A 16,321-nucleotide genomic window follows, 5' to 3' on the forward strand; every position below is an offset into this window, starting at 1 on the left:
CACTTAACAATATGTTATGCTGCTTGGTTGAGACTAATCTTTTAAACCTGAGGTCGCTTGACTATCCATAATGTAACGTTGAAACACAAAGAATAAAATAACCATTGGCAGGATGGAAATAACAGATGCAGATAACAGCAGTGGCCAATCAATACTGTTGGCACCGACTATATTTCTCAATGCTATCTGCAGTGTATATTTCTCAGGACTGCTTATCACTATAAGTGGCCATATATAATCATTCCAACGCCACTGGAAGGAGAAAATTGCTAATGTGATGATTATAGGTTTTGAGATGGGGAGCATTAATCGGAAAAATGTTTTACCTTCACTTGCTCCGTCTATCCTGGCAGATTCAAGTAAATCATCCGGCACGGTCAAGAAGAATTGGCGAAACATAAATATTCCAGTTGCTGTACTAATCGATGGAACAATTAATCCAGCTAGGCTGTCATACAACCCCAAAGTTTGAATAACAGTAAAGGTCGGATTCATAATCACTTCTGTTGGAAGCATAGTTGTAGCCAATATGCATATAAAAAACACACTCAACCATTTGTACTTATATTTTGCAAGTGCAAATCCACATGACGCACTCGCTAAAATAGTGAGTACTGTCGTCACGACAGTCACAATAGCGGTATTCACAAAGTAACGGACAAAATTCATAGTTGTCCAGGCATATTCATAGTTCTCAACAGTAGGATTTTCCGGCAGAAAACTTAAAGGATAATCAAATAATTCCCCGCCGGGTTTAAAGGAACTTAACAAAAGCCATAGTATCGGAAATATAAAAAGAAAAACCATGACATACATCAAAACGGTGAGAAAAATGGAAGATTGATTTTCTTTAAATTTCAACATTAGTTTTGCCACCTTTTTTCACTTCGAAGTTGCAGTAGAGAAAACACCAATAATAGTACAAATAAAATCATAGAAGCCGCACTGGCGTATCCTATATCCAATTTGTTGAAACCCGTTTCATAAATATATTGAACCAACAGTGTTGTATCGGAGCCTGGTCCGCCGTTAGTAAGGGATTGAACCAGGGGAAACTCCTTCATTAAATTAAAGACAGAGAGCAAAATCACCATAAATGAAGTAGGTCTTAAAGCCGGCAGTGTAATATGCCAAAACTTTTGTATAGTATTTGCACCATCGATTTTCGCAGCATCATAATATGTGCCAGGAATATTAACCAACGCACTCATAAACAAAAGCATATTAAAAGCTGTACCAATCCAAACCGATGCAAAAAACAAAACGGCAAAAGCCATAATTCCATTCGAAAACCATGACACTGTGCTCAAACCCAAATTTTCTAAAATGAAATTCACGAAGCCAAAGCTTTCACCAAATAACCAACGCCATATTACACCTGCAATAATAGGAGAAATCAGCCATGGAAAGAAAAAAGCAATTTTGGCCAATCCTTTTCCCCTTGTTTTATAACTTGTCAGCAACAAAGAAACTCCTAGTGATACACAGTAAATCAGTGGAACACCTATACCGGCATAAACTATAGTTCTGAACAATGCACCATAGAAGCTTCCATCCTGGAATAATTGAATATAATTATTCAGTCCGATAAATGATGCGCTGATACCTGAATAATCAGTGAAAGAATAATATAACCCTAAAAGGGCAGGACCTAAAAAGAAAATGATAAATAAAATTAAGTTAGTGCCTATAAAGGCTAAGGCCCATAGAGCTTTTTGATTTTTAATCAACTTTTTCACCCCCTTCACTGTCTATGTTTAACTTTTTGTATTCAACATCTTGATTTGAAGAATACTTTTTTAATAGTCTATTGATATAAAGCTCATTTTCTTCACTTAACTTCAGATCACCATACTGGAAGTCTTCGATGGAGAATTCGTTTGAATTGTGTTTGATTCTGCTGTTTGAAAGTTTCTCCATAAAATCTTTGAAAGCCCCTGCTTCTTTATGTGACGAGCATTTAATTACATAATGCTGCTCTGAACCATAAGATCGTACTTCACGACAACTAGTGGCTTTTTCCTTTACAGGCACAAATCCTGTCTCTGAATACATGCCGACATAAGCATCTCCTTTACGCACAAATAACCAATTTTCAGATAAATTCGCTTCGTCCATATCCCATGCAGGTAAATATACGTGGGTGAATTTATAATCATCATCTTGAAATTTGTACTTCATTATCATTATATTTTTATGTTGTCTAATGATTGGGCAACGCCCGTTACCAGCCCAGAAACTTGGGCGATTCTTCCCACTGAATGCTGTTTCTCCAGGATTATTAATCCACATCGTAGTGTTTTCATTTTCAAGGGAGACGTTCATTACATGCTGCTGATGACCTTTCTCATTCGGCGAAATATTCATGGCTCCAGCTAATGAATATTCTTTAGTTTTGTATACATATGAATATATCTGCTTTATACCCTGTGTATATTCGGCAAGCATTGCTTGATTGTCTTCCATTCGGACAATGTCCTGATATTCCGGCGGGGTATACTCTGACAGGCAGAACCAAACCGGCGCGCGCAAAGAGTGATTGAAATAACCTTCTCCCCAAAGGATGCAGGAAATGTTAGAAATTTCACTATTTTCCATTGCTTTTAAGTCATGCTCATAGACTCTCCCATAAGTAGACGCCATCGTTTTTCCGTGCATATTAATAGCTATCACTTTGAACGTTTTATCCAAAGCTTTTTTTGCTAATTCCTGAATATCCTTATCAGGGGCAGATTCGTAAAGGCTGTAAAAACCAATTAAATCAATTGGAAGATACGTAGTTGAATTCCACTCTGCGAAACCGTATTCAAAAAAGTTATCGAACCAATGCAGCAAGCGTGTTCTTCCAAGCACGCGCTGTTCCCATCCCATTCTCTTACTTACTTGAAACACATCTTCAGCAAATAAGTGTCCAGCTAAATATTGAGAAACGTGAAATAAAAATGCGTGATTTTCGCTGAAATACCACATGACATCATTACCGGGCTCATCTATCCAATATCTGAAATTTAAAGATAAACGCTTGATATCCTCTTGTAACTGCTTAGGAAAAAGAGAGTTTTTCATTTGAAAAACAGCTAGTAACGGAGCTAATCTAAAATCTGCACAATCTTCTTTCTGCTCAACTTCTTCAAAACAGCTTCGTAAAGCTTGTTCTGTACTGTTATCCAAATAGTTAAAATACATTAATTTTGCTATTCCAACATTTAAATCCTTTTGGTCTAAATTTGCAAAGTATTTAAGAGCTTTTCTTTTCCTTGTGTCCAACTTCCAATGTGGTTCCATCACCATTTCTCTTTCCATAAACAACGATACAGCGAGAGTTCTATACACATATAAATTATCTGAAACTCGAATTCCGAAAGTGAATTCATTCAAACCTGACAAATTATAATCTTGACTTTTCCCCATATTTATTACTTTGTTATCGTCCAACTTAATGCCGAATTTAGGAGAAGATTGGTTTGTTGTGAACACTGGATTAATCAGTTTGTTTTTATTTATTTCCACTACCATATTGGAATCCAGAGATGCATCCGGAGAAGAGGGAGATATTAATGTTAATTCTTCGTTTATATATATGTCCTTTTCAAAATGCAGCTGGTCCAAATACTCTTCTGCCATTCTTATTTTAATTGGATCTTCATTCACCAATAAGTAATTTTCTAATTCTCTATGATCCTTATATATTAGTTCAAAGTAATAATTTACATCGCGCTCTGCTAAATCTTCCAGCAATACAACGATTTCGTTTTCTCCTGCTTGAAGGGATAAGTTTATATTTTCGGTTGAAGGAATATTTCTTGTGAAGGGAGAGAATTTCACTTGATGCTTCTTATTCACCCATATATCGACACTCCCACAGGTAATTACTCTAAATGAAAGGGTTTGTTCTTCATTCGTTTTAATAAATGTTTTAGCGTAAGTTTTTAAAACATGAGGAGTTGTAATAAAAGAGGAAAAATCAAACCTCGAACTCTCAAATGGAAAATAAACATTTTCAAATCCCTCCGTTTCAGGATATTCTTTTTCCTTTCTCTGTTGAAGATACTGACTTCGCAATGGATATTCGACTTGTCTATATTCTTCCGTTAGATTTACTGGTTCATAAAAAACGGCAGGATCAGAATCAAAAGGAATATTGTATGGACCCGAGTACATCCACCTGTTTAACTTGTCCCCGTTATTAATATTAAAATGGTAATAATTCAACATAATAATTCCTCCAAATAAATCCACGAACCAACTTCAAACATCTATTATTATGTTACAGTTGGTTCGTGGAGACTTAGGTCAGTTCAATCCAAATTAATTGTTACCATATGCTTCTGTATAGGCATCAGTCGTATTATTAAGAGCTTCTTCTATTGATTTATCGTTATTTAAGACACCAATCACTTCTTCACGTAATACGTTATTAGTACTTTCTTCAGCTATTAATTGCTTTGCAACAATTTCTGTCTGCATATATGAGGATACTTCCGCCGATGCATCAATTTCATTTTGATATATTTCAAAACTCTCCTGTGCAAACTGATAATTCACTTCAGCATTCTCAACAACAGGTAAGTACCCACCAATTCGAGACATTTGTTCATGATTTTCTTTCTTGTAAAGCCAGCTGATGAAATTATTGGTTGCTTTTTCGTTCCCTGTACCATCAAAAGCTACAATATAGTTTCCACCTAAATTAGTCGCTCTGGTGTCTTCTTTGGGCATATAAACAGAAGCCCATTCAAAATTGGTTATATTTTCAGAAAAATCTTGAAGTTGCCAATTGCCTGACATATATGCTGCTACTCTTCCGCTTTTGAACAATGAAGCTGCATTAGCTCCTGAAGTCCATACGTTTTTAGGCATTACACCTTCGTTATTAAGCTGCGTGAAAAATTCTATTCCTTCGTTGGTTTCTTGATTCACTTGATATTCACCATTACCATTAGGTCTTATGCCTTCGCTTCCGAATTGATACAACATGGTTAATAAACGGTGCTCTGATTGGTCCATTACAAAGCCATATTCCGCGTTGGTGTTTTCTGTTACTTTTTTAACGGAAGAAGTGAATTTTTCCCAGGTCCATATATCATCTTCACTTGTTGGATATTCAACTCCAGCTTCTTCAAACAAGTCTTTATTCACAAACATTCCAACGGCTGTAAGATCTAATGGTAACGCTTTCACTTCATTTTCTACTTTTATAAAAAGACTTTCATCTACGTTTCTCTCTTTTCCTATTTCCCCTAAATTCAACAATTGATCCTGCCATAGCGGTGAAAATTTTGTAGTTCTGATTAATTCAGGCGGGTTCCCGTCTCTGACCATATTTGTAACCCTGGTTGCCATGTCTTCATAAGGCACATCAACGACTTTGACATTAGCATCATTTTCTTCATTGTATTTCTTCGCCATTGTTGATATCGCATTTCCTTCCACGCTGTCTCCAGAAACTAAAAATTCAATGGAATTATCTGAGCTACTTCCAGAATTGCCACATGCCGTAAGAAAAACAATCAATAGTAATGCCGCAAGCCCTATACCTTTCTTCATTAAACGCTCCTCCTTTTTAGTAAAAGCTTACTGTCACCTCATAATAAACCGCTTTCATATTATTGTCAACTGTTGATGTTATAGTGAAATTAAAAATCATAATTAATCAAAACTTAATCAATTAATATGCAAATAAATGCATCACTTATTATTTCTCGTTCACTCCGTATTTCACCCGTTTACTTCAAAGATAAATGGCCCGTCTTTAAATATTCGACACTATTTCCCGGGAAATAGTTTTTTGATGCCGGCTGCTGAAAGAACTCGAATGATGCAGTTTCTCCTCCATCCAGCGGTATAACATAACCTTAAAAAGGGCATTATGATCAAATCATAATGCCCTTTCTGTTTACTTGATAGGTATTGTATATTCTCCTGCGCTTGTGCTTTGCTTCTCGCCGTTCAGTGTGATCTCCCCACTTATATAACCCGGGAAATACAGTGTGACGTCACGGTACGACAGGTTGTAGGAGCCATTTGAGTGCAGCTTCACTTCGACGTCCGCACCACTCGTCTGTACATTCACCTCATTGATGGTATACACATCTTCTTTATAGTCATTCGACGCGCCATCGTCTTCATAATGCCGTAGCTGCACAGCACCGCTTTCCTGAAGCGGAAAGCAGAGGTAGCCGCGCTGCTCGCCCTCCTGCATTTTATCTTCTTTCGAATCGACCGGGATAATGGAACCGGCCTGGGCGAACAACGGAACACGATCCATCGGAGCGTCTACGGTTATCGTCTGTCCACCGTTGTAATACGCTCCTGTATGCCAGTCGTACCAGCCTTTCCCGTTGACGGGCAGGTACACACCAATCGTCTCCATTCCTTTTTCAACAACAGGTGCCACGAGCACGTCTTTTCCCAGCATAAACTGATACGATTCCTCGAATGTCTTTTCATCGTGACTGAATGAATAAAACATCGGACGGATCATCGGCTTATAGTGATCGTGCGCCTCTTTCATAAGCTGATACAAATAAGGAATGAGGGTTTCGCGGAAGTCCATCAAACGTTTGATTGGTTCAATGTACTCCGGATACATCCATGGGACGTTGACCGAGCCGTCGTCATTCCAGGAGTGAATGGTAAATCTCGGATGAACGATGCCGTTTTGAATCCAGCGGATAAACAGTTCCGGTTCCGGAGCACCGCCGGCAAACCCTCCGACATCATGACCAAAATTGTACACACCGGAAAGACTCAGGCCGACACCGGTCAGCACGTTGTATTTCAGTGAATCCCAGCTCGTGTAGTTATCACCCGACCACGTCTGGGCGTAGCGCTGCAGACCGGGGCCGCCGGATCTTGTGATCGCATACGGACGCGCGGACGGGGTGTATTCTTTCTGCGCATCGAGGGATGTTTTCGTCATGAGAAGTGACAGAACCGGACGCGCATCTTTCATCTTCATCCCGTTTCCGAACCCGTGGAGTTTTGATTCACCGTCCCATATCTCGAATTCATTGTTGTCGTTCCATGTGGACTCGATCCCGTAGGAAAGCAGCTGCTCTTTCACTTTTTCTTTCCACCACGCTGCCGCGTCCGGGTTCGTAAAATCGATGTAAGCGCCGAGATCGTCCCAGAACTGAACGAGTTCTTCTTCACCGCCTTCGCGGTTTTTCACGAAGTAACCCTTTTCGCGCAGCTCTTCATAAAGCGGATGGTCCTGCAGCAGAGCCGGTTTAATGTTGGCACAGAGATTCACGCCGTGTTCCTTGTAATGCGACGCAAACGCAGCAGGATCTGGAAATTTGGATGTATTCCAGTTGAAGACGTATCGTTTGCCGTCGATCGATGTATAACCGGACGAAAGTTGAAAGGATTGGCACGGAATTTCATAAGCTTCCGCGTCCCGGATAAACTGGTTCATCTGCACCTGCGCATCAGGAGCATCGGTGTAAGTCATCGTCGACCCGGAATAGCCAAGACTCCATTTCGGGAAAAAGGCGGTCTGCCCTGTCAGCCAGGAGTATGTTTCGACCACTTCTGCCGCGTCGCGTCCACTGATCATGTAATAATCGAGCGGTCCGGACTCTGCATGATAATAACGGTAATATCCGTGATAGTTATCGAGTTCTTTCCCCATGTCAAAAACGCTGGTGGATAGATTGTCGTAAAATATGCCGTACCACTGTCTGTCTTTTGTTCTTGTCATAAAGAAGGGAATGTGTTTATACAGCGGATCCGTTAAATAAGGGTCATACCCCATCGGATCCATATTCTGCATGCGGTACCGGTGTCCGTGGCGGTTTAACGGACCGGCCTTTTCTCCGAGTCCGAAAAACATGTCCTCCGATTTGCGTTTCATGTAGTGGAACCTGCCGCTGCCAAGGGTTTCATCCAGATTATAGCTTTGGGTGTCCCGGTCGCGCGCGATTTCACTCCAAACGCCATTCTGTTTTTCATACCAGATGAACTGCAGGGAATCCAGTTTCATATTCAGTTTCAGACGGGACGTCAGCACTTCATATTCGTCATCATTCACCTGATTGATGGAATACACCGGATTAGTGAACGGCGAGACGTCCAGACGTCTACGCCCTTCATAAGGAACATCTTCCATACCTGGAGCCACACTCCACGTTGGCAGCGGTTCTTCATTCAGGTCTTTGATGTATATTCGAAAGATATTTTCTTCCAGGATCCAGATCAGGATTTCTGTATCTTCTGCTGCGTTCATCAGACGGAGAGAGGAAGTCTCCTCTCCCAACTGCCAATGGAAACGATGCGCCTTCTTATTCATGCTCTCCTACTCCTTTACAATAGATTCAACAGCTGCGGCAGGAATAGACTGATCTGCGGAATGTAGACCACCAGCAGCAGCGCGATAATAAGGGCAATAAAGAATTTCACGAGCGTCGGAATGACTTCCTCTATAGAAACTTTTCCAACACTGCTTCCTATGAACAAGGCACTTCCAACAGGCGGTGTCATAATCCCGATTGCCAGGTTGAAGATGAGGATAATACCGAAGTGAACAGGATCTACTCCCATCTGTGTGGCAATAGGCATGAAAATCGGCGTGAAGATCAGAACCGCCGGCGTAATATCCATAAATGTTCCAATAATCAGCAGAATAACCATCATCATAAACAGAACAATAAATTTATTTTCTGAAATACTCAGCATGGCATTACTGATTTCGGCCGGTATGCCGGTAATCGTCATCGCCCACGACATAATGGAGGACGCTCCGACAAGAAATAGAACAATACCGGTCATCGAGACGGTTTCTGTCAATATTTTAGGAATGTCCCTCCAGCTTATGGAGCGGTAAACAAGCGCCAGCAAAGCAGCGTAGATAACAGCAATTGCCGCCCCTTCCGTCGCGGTGAAAATGCCGCCTACGATTCCTCCGATAACCACGACAATCATTAATAGACTAGGGATGGCATCCAGTACTACTTTGATTTTTTCTCTAAAAGGAATCGGATCCGCTACCGGATACTGTTCTTTTTTCGCAATAATGTAAGCGACAATCATGATGGACAGTCCCATCAGAATACCGGGAAGATAACCGGCAATAAAGAGGGCTGAAATCGATGTACCCCCGCTCACAAGAGAGAAAATAATCAATGCGCTGCTTGGAGGAATCAAAAAGCCGGTAGGTGAAGAAGCAATATTGACTGCTGCGGAATAACTTCGTTTATACCCTTCCTGGGCCTGAAGTGGAGACATAACACTGCCAATCGCAGCAGCTGCTGCCACCGCCGACCCTGATATGGAACCAAACAGCATATTTCCGACGACGTTGGTATGGGCAAGCGAACCCGGCAGCCGTCCAGCAATCAGTTTTGCCAGATTGATAAGACGGATCGCAATGCCTCCGTTATTCATAATACTTCCGGCTAAAATAAAGAATAAAATGGCAAGAAGTGCGAAACTGTTCATGCCACCTATTAGATTCTGAGCTGCTGTAAACAATACAATATCAGCAGGCACTGCAATCAAGCCCGCAGCCAGAGAGGCGATACCGATACTGACCGAAATCGGCACCCCGATTCCCAATAATACAAAAAACGTTGCAAATAGTGCTATCGCAGCTTGTAAGGCCATTCTTCCTTCACCTACTCTCTAATGACTTCTCCGTCTGATTCGCTGCTATCCTGCTGTTCTGCCATTTCCTTTTTCCGCTCGCTGATATTGATAAGCTGAAAAAAGATAATGAGTGTTCCTGACAAAGGTAGTATCATATATACCCACCCCATAGGAATGTTAAGAATTGGTGTGCGCTGCCCCATCGTCGAAGTGGCCAAATCCCAGCCCCCGATAATAAGAACAGCTAACGTAAACGCGATAACCAATCCATCTATCAGCCATTGCAGAGTAACGGCCTTATTATTTTTGAGCTTATTTTTTAAGAATACGATCGCCAGGTGTTCATTTTTGCTGAATGCATAGGCAGCACCAAGCATCGCCACCCACATCAGCATAAATTTCAGCAGTTCTGTTGTATAGGTGCTTGGATCTCCCAGCACGTAGCGGGTAAATACCTGCCAAAATGCGCCGGCGACCATGACTACGGTTAAAGCCGCAGCAACAATCATGACGATACGGGCCACGAATTTCTTTATGTTGGTCAGCATAAAGAACCTCCTTCATTCTTACTGTTTCATCGCTGTTTTAAAAAATGAGGCACTTGCCGGTTTTCGTTTTAATATACCATTTTCGTTCTCCTTAACACGTACCATGCCTTCTTTTGTCATGATGCCTTCAGCATTTTAAACATGTTCTCCGATCAGCCGGCCGGATTCCTCCAATGTTTGATAACAGGTTTTTACGGCATGCGACCTGACATTTTCGACGAACATGACAGGAGGCTGTTTATGCAGAGCTTTTCAAAAATTGCAGGAAGACCGGTTTTCACCTTTGACTTCTGATATGTCTGTTTTCAAGCCTAACGTAACTTTTTTGTTAACCAATGGAGAATTCACTGCCCCCGGAAGCGGGGACAATGAATTCGGGAAACGTCCTATTCACGCAGTGCTTCAAACTCATCGAGAAGGTTTGCAACGGCTTCATCCTGACGGTATTCTTCAATCATCGGCTGAACCGCTTTACGGAAAGGCTCTTTGTCCACTTCATAGAACTCTACACCCATTTCTTTCGCTTGGGCCTTTGCCTCTTCTACGGTTTCAGCCCAAATTTCCTTCTGGGTTTCCGTAGATTGTTCCGCTGCGGTTTTGATAATGTCCTGCTGTTCGGAGGAAAGACCGTTCCACGTATCTGCGCTCATTACGACAATGTCCGGAATACGAGTGTGCTGATCGTAGGAGAACGTTTTTGCCACTTCTCCGTGGTTTCCGTTCGTCAATGCTGTCGGGTTACTTTCCGCTCCGTCAATGACTCCCTGCTGCAGGCCGGTGTAGATATCTCCGTACGGCATTGGTGTCGGAGAACCTCCCATCTGCTCCACCATATCAATCTGGGTTTGGCTGTCCATCACGCGGATTTTGAGCCCTTGGAGGTCGTCCGGATGTTTAATAGGCGTATCTTTCGTATAGAAGCTGCGGGCGCCGGAATCATAATACGTCAGACCGACAAATCCCTGATCTTCTGTACTTTGATACAACTCCTGTACCGCATCGGACTCCATGCTTTTATAGAAATGTTCCTGGTCTTCGAAGATATAAGGAAGACTGAACACAGCATATTCCGAAGCGAAGTTTTCAAGAGCTCCGGCTGATACTTTCGTCATATCAATACCGCCGTTCTGCACCTGTTCCAGCACTTCATTTTCAGAACCAAGGGTGCCGTTCGGGAAGATCTGAACGCTCATATTGTCCGAATTCTCTTCCACCCGCTCTTTGAAATCCACCAGGCCTTTGTGCACCGGATGATCTTCGCCAAGATTGTGAGCCAGACGCAGGTTCTGTTCGCTGCCTGACGATGATCCGCTTCCGCTGCTTTCTCCTGAACTGCCTGACGTCTCTCCGCCGCTGTTTCCACATGCTGCGCCAAATAGAAGCAGACTGCCCATACCAATTGCTTTGATATACTTTTTCATGTTTACTCTCCCCTTTTTGAAATCCTTTTCATAAGATTGATTTGATTCTCTTAAACGCCGGAGTAAGCGGAGAATCCGCCGTCCACCGGTACGACAATGCCATTTACAAATCCGGATGCGCGTTCGTCCACCAGCCACAGCAGTGTGCCGACGAGGTCCTGGGGCGTCCCGAACCGTTCCATCGGTGTCTGAGACAGGATTTTACCGGCACGCTCGCTTGGGCGTCCGTCTTTATCAAATAATAAGTCCCGGTTCTGTTCTGTCTGGAAGAATCCCGGTGCCATCGCGTTCACCCGTACACCAGCTGCAGAGAAGTGAACCGCAAGCCACTGGGTGAAATTACTAATCGCCGATTTTGCCCCGCTGTATGCCGGTATTTTAGTTAACGGCTGTACAGCATTCATGGACGAAATATTGATGATAGCGGATTCCTCATCCAGAACAGCCATGTCGCGTGCAAAAACCTGTGTTGGAACCAGTGTGCCGAGGTAATTCAGCTGAAACAATTCATTCACTGCCTGCGGGTCCAGATCAAAAAAGGTCTGGTTGTTTTCATCCTGCAGATCTTCCGGTGCAAACCTCTCCCCTGTTGTTGTTGCCTTCGGATGGTTGCCGCCTGCTCCATTGATTAAGATATTACAGGGGCCGAACGTTTCCTTGACCTCTTCGTATACCTTTTCCATTGCCTTTTTATCCAGTACGTCTACACTGTATCCGAGACATTCACCTCCTTGATTCCTGATGCGGGCTGTCACGTTATCCACTTTTTCCTGGTTTCTTGCAAGAACCACAACGTTTGCGCCTGCGGCAGCGAGTGCTTCACTGAATACAGAACCAAGTACGCCGCTGCCCCCTGTCACTACTGCTGTTTTGTTTGTTAAATCTACGTGAAAAGGTAATTCCATGTGTCATTCTCCTGTCTGTTCATGAAGTGTATCGATAATGCCGTTTAGATAGGCAGCGCCGAGTGCTCTGTCGTAAAGACCGTAACCGGGCCGTCCGGTTTCTCCCCATATCATTCTCCCGTGATCGGGGCGGATGGGTCCGGAAAATCCGGCTTCATGCAGTTTCTGCAGCAGCGCCGTCATATCGAGCGATCCATCTTTGATAGAATGAGAAGTTTCCTGGAACGACCGTGAGCCTGTCCACTTCACATTCCGGGCATGGACGAAATGAATCCGTCCTTTTGCTGCTTCAATAATGCCGTTTAAGTCATTGTCAGGATTGGCGCCGTAAGAGCCGGTGCAGAAAGTAATGCCGTTACTTGGGCTGTCGACCCGGCGCAGCATGTATTCCACATTTTCTTTGTTCGTTACGACACGGGGAAGTCCGAAAATGGACCACGGCGGATCGTCCGGATGAATCGCAAGCAGTACGCCTTCTTCCTCCGCTGTCGGAACAACCTGTTCCAGAAAATAAATCAGGTTTTCCATGAGCTGCTCTTCGGAAATCGACTGGTAGGCATCCATGATTTTTCTCAAATCCTCTGTTTGATAGGACAAGTCCCACCCGGGGAGAGTCAATTCCCCGCTGAGCGGATCTAGATGCTCGACTGTCTTTTCATCGTACTTCAGGGAGTTCGATCCGTCCGGCAGCGATGCACCGAGTTCCGACCGGGTCCAGTCAAATACCGGCATAAAATTGTAACAGACGGTGCGGATGCCGGCCCGGGAAAGGTTGCGCAGTGTCTCTTTATAGTTCTCAATCCATTTGTCCCGGGAAGGCGCTCCCATTTTAATGTCCTCATGAACAGGGACACTTTCAATGACGTTCAGTTTTAATTCGTGGGCTTCCACCGTCTGCTTTAGTTGTTCGATTTTCTCCAAAGGCCAGATTTCGCCTGGCGGGATGTCATACACCGCGGAGACAATCCCGCGCGTATCCGGAATCTGCCGGATCTGTTCAAGGGTGACCGGGTCGTCTTCCCCGTACCACCGGAAACTCATTTCCATACGTTTCTCCCTCCTTCCCGTTTACAGGTTGAAATAGCGTTTCGCATTGTAATAGCAGATGTCCTGCACGTACGTTTTTAACAGTTCCATATCTTTCGGCGCCCGGCCGCGGTCCACCCAGCTGCCGATCAGATTGCACAGAATACGGCGGAAGTATTCATGCCGCGAGAAAGAAAGAAAACTTCTCGAGTCTGTGAGCATTCCGATAAATTGGCTGATCAGGCCGGTATTGGCGAGAATCTTCATTTGGTTTTCCATGCCGTCGATATGGTCATTAAACCACCAGGCTGTGCCGAACTGGACTTTGCCGGGAATTTCAGCATTCTGGTAGTTACCTGCAGCGGTTGCCAGAATGTAATTATCACGGGCATCCAGGCTGTAGAGCACGGTTTTCGGCAGGACATCTTTTGCTTCCAATGCATCCAGGAAGAGAGAAAGCGGTCTGGCAAGCAGATCATCGCCGATGGAATCAAAACCGCTGTCGCCCCCCAGCTTTTCAAACATTTTCGAGTTGTTGTTACGCTGAGCGCCGATGTGAAGCTGCATCACCCAGTTTTTCGCCGCATACATCTCAGCCAGACTGAGCAGGGTGTATGTCTTATACTGCTGTATTTCTTTTTCATCAATCGGCCTGCCCTCGCGTTTCTTTTGAAACACCGCTTCTGCATCCGTTTTCACGGAAGGTTCAAAAAACATGGCGGTAATACCGTGGTCTGCGCTGCGGCAGCCGAGAGAATCAAAGTAGTCGATCCGGTCCGAGAAAGCCTGAAGCAGATCATCCATTGTCTTGATCCGGAAACCGGCAGCGGATTCCATCGATGTCAGCCAGTCTTCAAACTCATCTTTTTCAATCTGTAATCCTTTATCCGGACGGAACGAGGGCGAGACTGTGACATCAAAATGTTCGTCATGAAGCTTTTTATGCGACGCCAGATCATCGGCTGGATCGTCTGTTGTACCGACGAACACCACATTGTTGCGCTTTAAGAGAGACCGTGCAGAAAACTCAGGCTGCTGCAGCTTTTCATTGGCTTCTTTCCAGATTTCCGGCGCTGTCGTTTCATCAAGAAGCTGATCTATTCCGAAGTAGCGCTGCAGCTCCAGATGGGTCCAGTGATAAAGCGGATTCCCAAGAAGCTTGGGAACGGTGGCCGCCCATGCCTGAAACTTTTCATAGCTGCTTTTATTTCCTGTGATATACGCTTCGTCGATGCCGTTTGCTCTCATCGCCCGCCATTTATAGTGATCACCGGCGAGCCAGATTTCAGCGATGTCGTTATAATGTTTATTTTCCAGAATTTCTTCCGGTACTAAATGGTTATGGTAATCAATAATCGGCATCTGTTTGGCGTAGTTGTGATACAATTCCTTTGCCGTTTCACCTTCCAGCAGAAAATCGTCGGATATAAACGTTTTCATAAATACAGACACTCTCCGATCACGAGCTCAAAAATTATTTGTTTACTAAACAAATTATTAATTTTATACTATATGTAAGCGGTACATTTTTCAAGACATTTTTAAAAATTTTTTCGAAAACCTTCACATCCATTTTTTGTTATAATAGTACTGTAGGAATAGATTAGGAGGAACCGATTTGGATACAGGTGATGCAACGTACATTAAACAGCTGAACAGGAGAATTCTAATCGAAGAAATCATTAAGAATATCTCGTTATCGAGAAGTGATCTATCACGGAAGACCGGACTCAATAAAGCAACGATCTCGGCCCAGGTCAGTGAGTTGATCAATGAACAAATTGTCGTCGAAAAGACAGAAGGTGAGTCAGTAACACGCGGACGCAAACCGATTCTTCTGGAAATTAACGGCGGCGCTGGTTACAGTGTTGGTATAGATATTGACGAACATAACCTTCACTTTGTTTTCTGTAATTTAAAAGGTGAATTGTTTCATAAAGAAGGCATTTCTTTGAAAACAGTTGATTTTGATGAGGTAATGAAGCAGTTACTGGATTACCTGTCCCCTGCCGTCTCGACGTTTAATGGACAATTTGAACCTATCGGACTGGTAGGCATAGGAGTGGGAATTCACGGTATCGTAAGCAACGAAAATCAAATTGTCTATACGCCGAAACAGCAGTGGTCCCATTATCATATTACAAACCTGCTGAAAGAACATTTTGACACACCGGTCTATGTAGACAATAACGCCAATTTAAGTGTGTTCGCTGAACAAGTGTACTATGAACATATCCCCGACCTTTTCTGTATCACGTTTTATTCAGGAATCGGCCTTGGTATCATGAACAACTATCAGATCTACCGCGGATATCAGGGGTTCGCCGGGGAAATCGGTCATATGATTGTCGAACCGGGAGGCCTCCCCTGTCCGTGCGGAAACCACGGATGCTGGGAACGGTATGCGTCAGAAAAAGCGTTACAGCAGCACCTCAAGGAATGGTATCCTGATGACGCGCCGCTTGAAACCGTGCAGCATCTACTCCAAACCAATCCGGATCATGAAGTGATGGAACAATACCTGGATTATTTCGCTGTCGGTCTGAACAATATCATCAACATCTTCAACCCGGAAAAAATCGTTTTAAACGGCACTATCATTAACGGAAACACGGCGTTCATTGAAAACCTGGAACAAAAACTTGTGTCCAAGTTCAATAACTACCTCGAAATCCGCGCTTCGTATCTTGGGGAAGATGCCTGCGCTCTCGGGGGTGCTTCCGTAGCGCTCAAAAATTTCTTCGGTGTAAATATGCTGAATCACGTAAATTATCATTACTTTAAATCAGATATGCTGAAACCGAAACGTTCCACCTCGTCTTGAAAAAGGCAT

At 43.5% G+C, this 16,321-nt stretch carries 12 protein-coding genes; 1 reads left to right on the plus strand and 11 read right to left on the minus strand.

Annotation, left to right across the window (positions count from 1 at the left end; genetic code table 11):
- Positions 1 to 33: 33 nt before the first annotated feature.
- The 11 genes from BM124_RS16050 to uxaC all read right to left on the minus strand — a co-directional run bounded on the left by BM124_RS16050 (position 34) and on the right by uxaC (position 14,928).
- Positions 34 to 864 carry a carbohydrate ABC transporter permease gene (locus BM124_RS16050; protein ID WP_093339041.1) on the minus strand — a complete coding sequence of 277 codons (831 nt, stop codon included), beginning with the start codon at positions 862 to 864 and terminating at the stop codon, positions 34 to 36.
- Positions 864 to 1,730 carry a carbohydrate ABC transporter permease gene (locus BM124_RS16055; RefSeq protein WP_170841185.1) on the minus strand — a complete coding sequence of 289 codons (867 nt, stop codon included), beginning with the start codon at positions 1,728 to 1,730 and terminating at the stop codon, positions 864 to 866. Before BM124_RS16055 ends, BM124_RS16050 begins: the two co-directional genes overlap by 1 nt.
- Positions 1,723 to 4,215, minus strand: a complete 2,493-nt coding sequence (locus BM124_RS16060) for a hypothetical protein (protein WP_093339044.1) — start codon at positions 4,213 to 4,215, stop codon at positions 1,723 to 1,725. The genes BM124_RS16055 and BM124_RS16060 overlap by 8 nt, the downstream gene beginning before the upstream one ends.
- A gap of 93 nt (positions 4,216 to 4,308) precedes the next feature.
- Positions 4,309 to 5,547, minus strand: coding sequence for an ABC transporter substrate-binding protein (locus BM124_RS16065; RefSeq protein WP_093339045.1), 1,239 nt, complete (start codon positions 5,545 to 5,547; stop codon positions 4,309 to 4,311).
- A gap of 349 nt (positions 5,548 to 5,896) precedes the next feature.
- Positions 5,897 to 8,293: a glycoside hydrolase family 31 protein gene (locus BM124_RS16070; protein ID WP_244504376.1), complete on the minus strand. Its 2,397-nt coding sequence runs from the start codon at positions 8,291 to 8,293 to the stop codon at positions 5,897 to 5,899.
- Positions 8,294 to 8,307: 14 nt separating this feature from the next.
- Positions 8,308 to 9,606 (minus strand): TRAP transporter large permease, encoded by a 1,299-nt coding sequence (locus BM124_RS16075; protein WP_093339047.1) that lies wholly within the window; start codon positions 9,604 to 9,606, stop codon positions 8,308 to 8,310.
- 11 nt (positions 9,607 to 9,617) lie between these two features.
- Positions 9,618 to 10,136 carry a TRAP transporter small permease gene (locus tag BM124_RS16080; protein WP_093339048.1) on the minus strand — a complete coding sequence of 173 codons (519 nt, stop codon included), beginning with the start codon at positions 10,134 to 10,136 and terminating at the stop codon, positions 9,618 to 9,620.
- 386 nt (positions 10,137 to 10,522) lie between these two features.
- The gene (locus tag BM124_RS16085; protein ID WP_093339050.1) at positions 10,523 to 11,557 is read right to left on the minus strand and encodes a TRAP transporter substrate-binding protein; all 1,035 of its coding nucleotides are present in this window, start codon (positions 11,555 to 11,557) and stop codon (positions 10,523 to 10,525) included.
- Positions 11,558 to 11,607: 50 nt separating this feature from the next.
- The gene (locus tag BM124_RS16090; protein ID WP_093339051.1) at positions 11,608 to 12,462 is read right to left on the minus strand and encodes an SDR family oxidoreductase; all 855 of its coding nucleotides are present in this window, start codon (positions 12,460 to 12,462) and stop codon (positions 11,608 to 11,610) included.
- Positions 12,463 to 12,465: 3 nt separating this feature from the next.
- Positions 12,466 to 13,509, minus strand: a complete 1,044-nt coding sequence (gene uxuA / locus BM124_RS16095; protein WP_093339053.1) for a mannonate dehydratase — start codon at positions 13,507 to 13,509, stop codon at positions 12,466 to 12,468.
- A gap of 21 nt (positions 13,510 to 13,530) precedes the next feature.
- Complete coding sequence (gene uxaC, locus BM124_RS16100) at positions 13,531 to 14,928, minus strand: glucuronate isomerase (RefSeq protein WP_093339055.1); 1,398 nt, start codon at positions 14,926 to 14,928, stop codon at positions 13,531 to 13,533.
- A 178-nt stretch (positions 14,929 to 15,106) separates the two neighbouring features.
- On the opposite strand from uxaC, the gene BM124_RS16105 reads away from it, so the two are divergent.
- A complete protein-coding gene (locus tag BM124_RS16105) occupies positions 15,107 to 16,312 on the plus strand; it encodes an ROK family protein (protein ID WP_093339056.1) in 1,206 nt (401 codons plus the stop codon).
- Positions 16,313 to 16,321: the final 9 nt, after the last annotated feature.

The sequence above is a fragment of the Salibacterium halotolerans genome (assembly GCF_900115625.1).
GTDB lineage: Bacteria > Bacillota > Bacilli > Bacillales > Marinococcaceae > Salibacterium > Salibacterium halotolerans.

Coding starts and splice junctions, on each gene's coding strand:
- BM124_RS16050 (WP_093339041.1), bottom strand. CDS start 864: ATGTTGAAATTTAAAGAAAATCAATCTTCCATTTTTCTCACCGTTTTG.
- BM124_RS16060 (WP_093339044.1), bottom strand. CDS start 4,215: ATGTTGAATTATTACCATTTTAATATTAATAACGGGGACAAGTTAAAC.
- BM124_RS16065 (WP_093339045.1), bottom strand. CDS start 5,547: ATGAAGAAAGGTATAGGGCTTGCGGCATTACTATTGATTGTTTTTCTT.
- BM124_RS16070 (WP_244504376.1), bottom strand. CDS start 8,293: ATGAATAAGAAGGCGCATCGTTTCCATTGGCAGTTGGGAGAGGAGACT.
- BM124_RS16075 (WP_093339047.1), bottom strand. CDS start 9,606: ATGGCCTTACAAGCTGCGATAGCACTATTTGCAACGTTTTTTGTATTA.
- BM124_RS16080 (WP_093339048.1), bottom strand. CDS start 10,136: ATGCTGACCAACATAAAGAAATTCGTGGCCCGTATCGTCATGATTGTT.
- BM124_RS16085 (WP_093339050.1), bottom strand. CDS start 11,557: ATGAAAAAGTATATCAAAGCAATTGGTATGGGCAGTCTGCTTCTATTT.
- BM124_RS16090 (WP_093339051.1), bottom strand. CDS start 12,462: ATGGAATTACCTTTTCACGTAGATTTAACAAACAAAACAGCAGTAGTG.
- uxuA (WP_093339053.1), bottom strand. CDS start 13,509: ATGGAAATGAGTTTCCGGTGGTACGGGGAAGACGACCCGGTCACCCTT.
- uxaC (WP_093339055.1), bottom strand. CDS start 14,928: ATGAAAACGTTTATATCCGACGATTTTCTGCTGGAAGGTGAAACGGCA.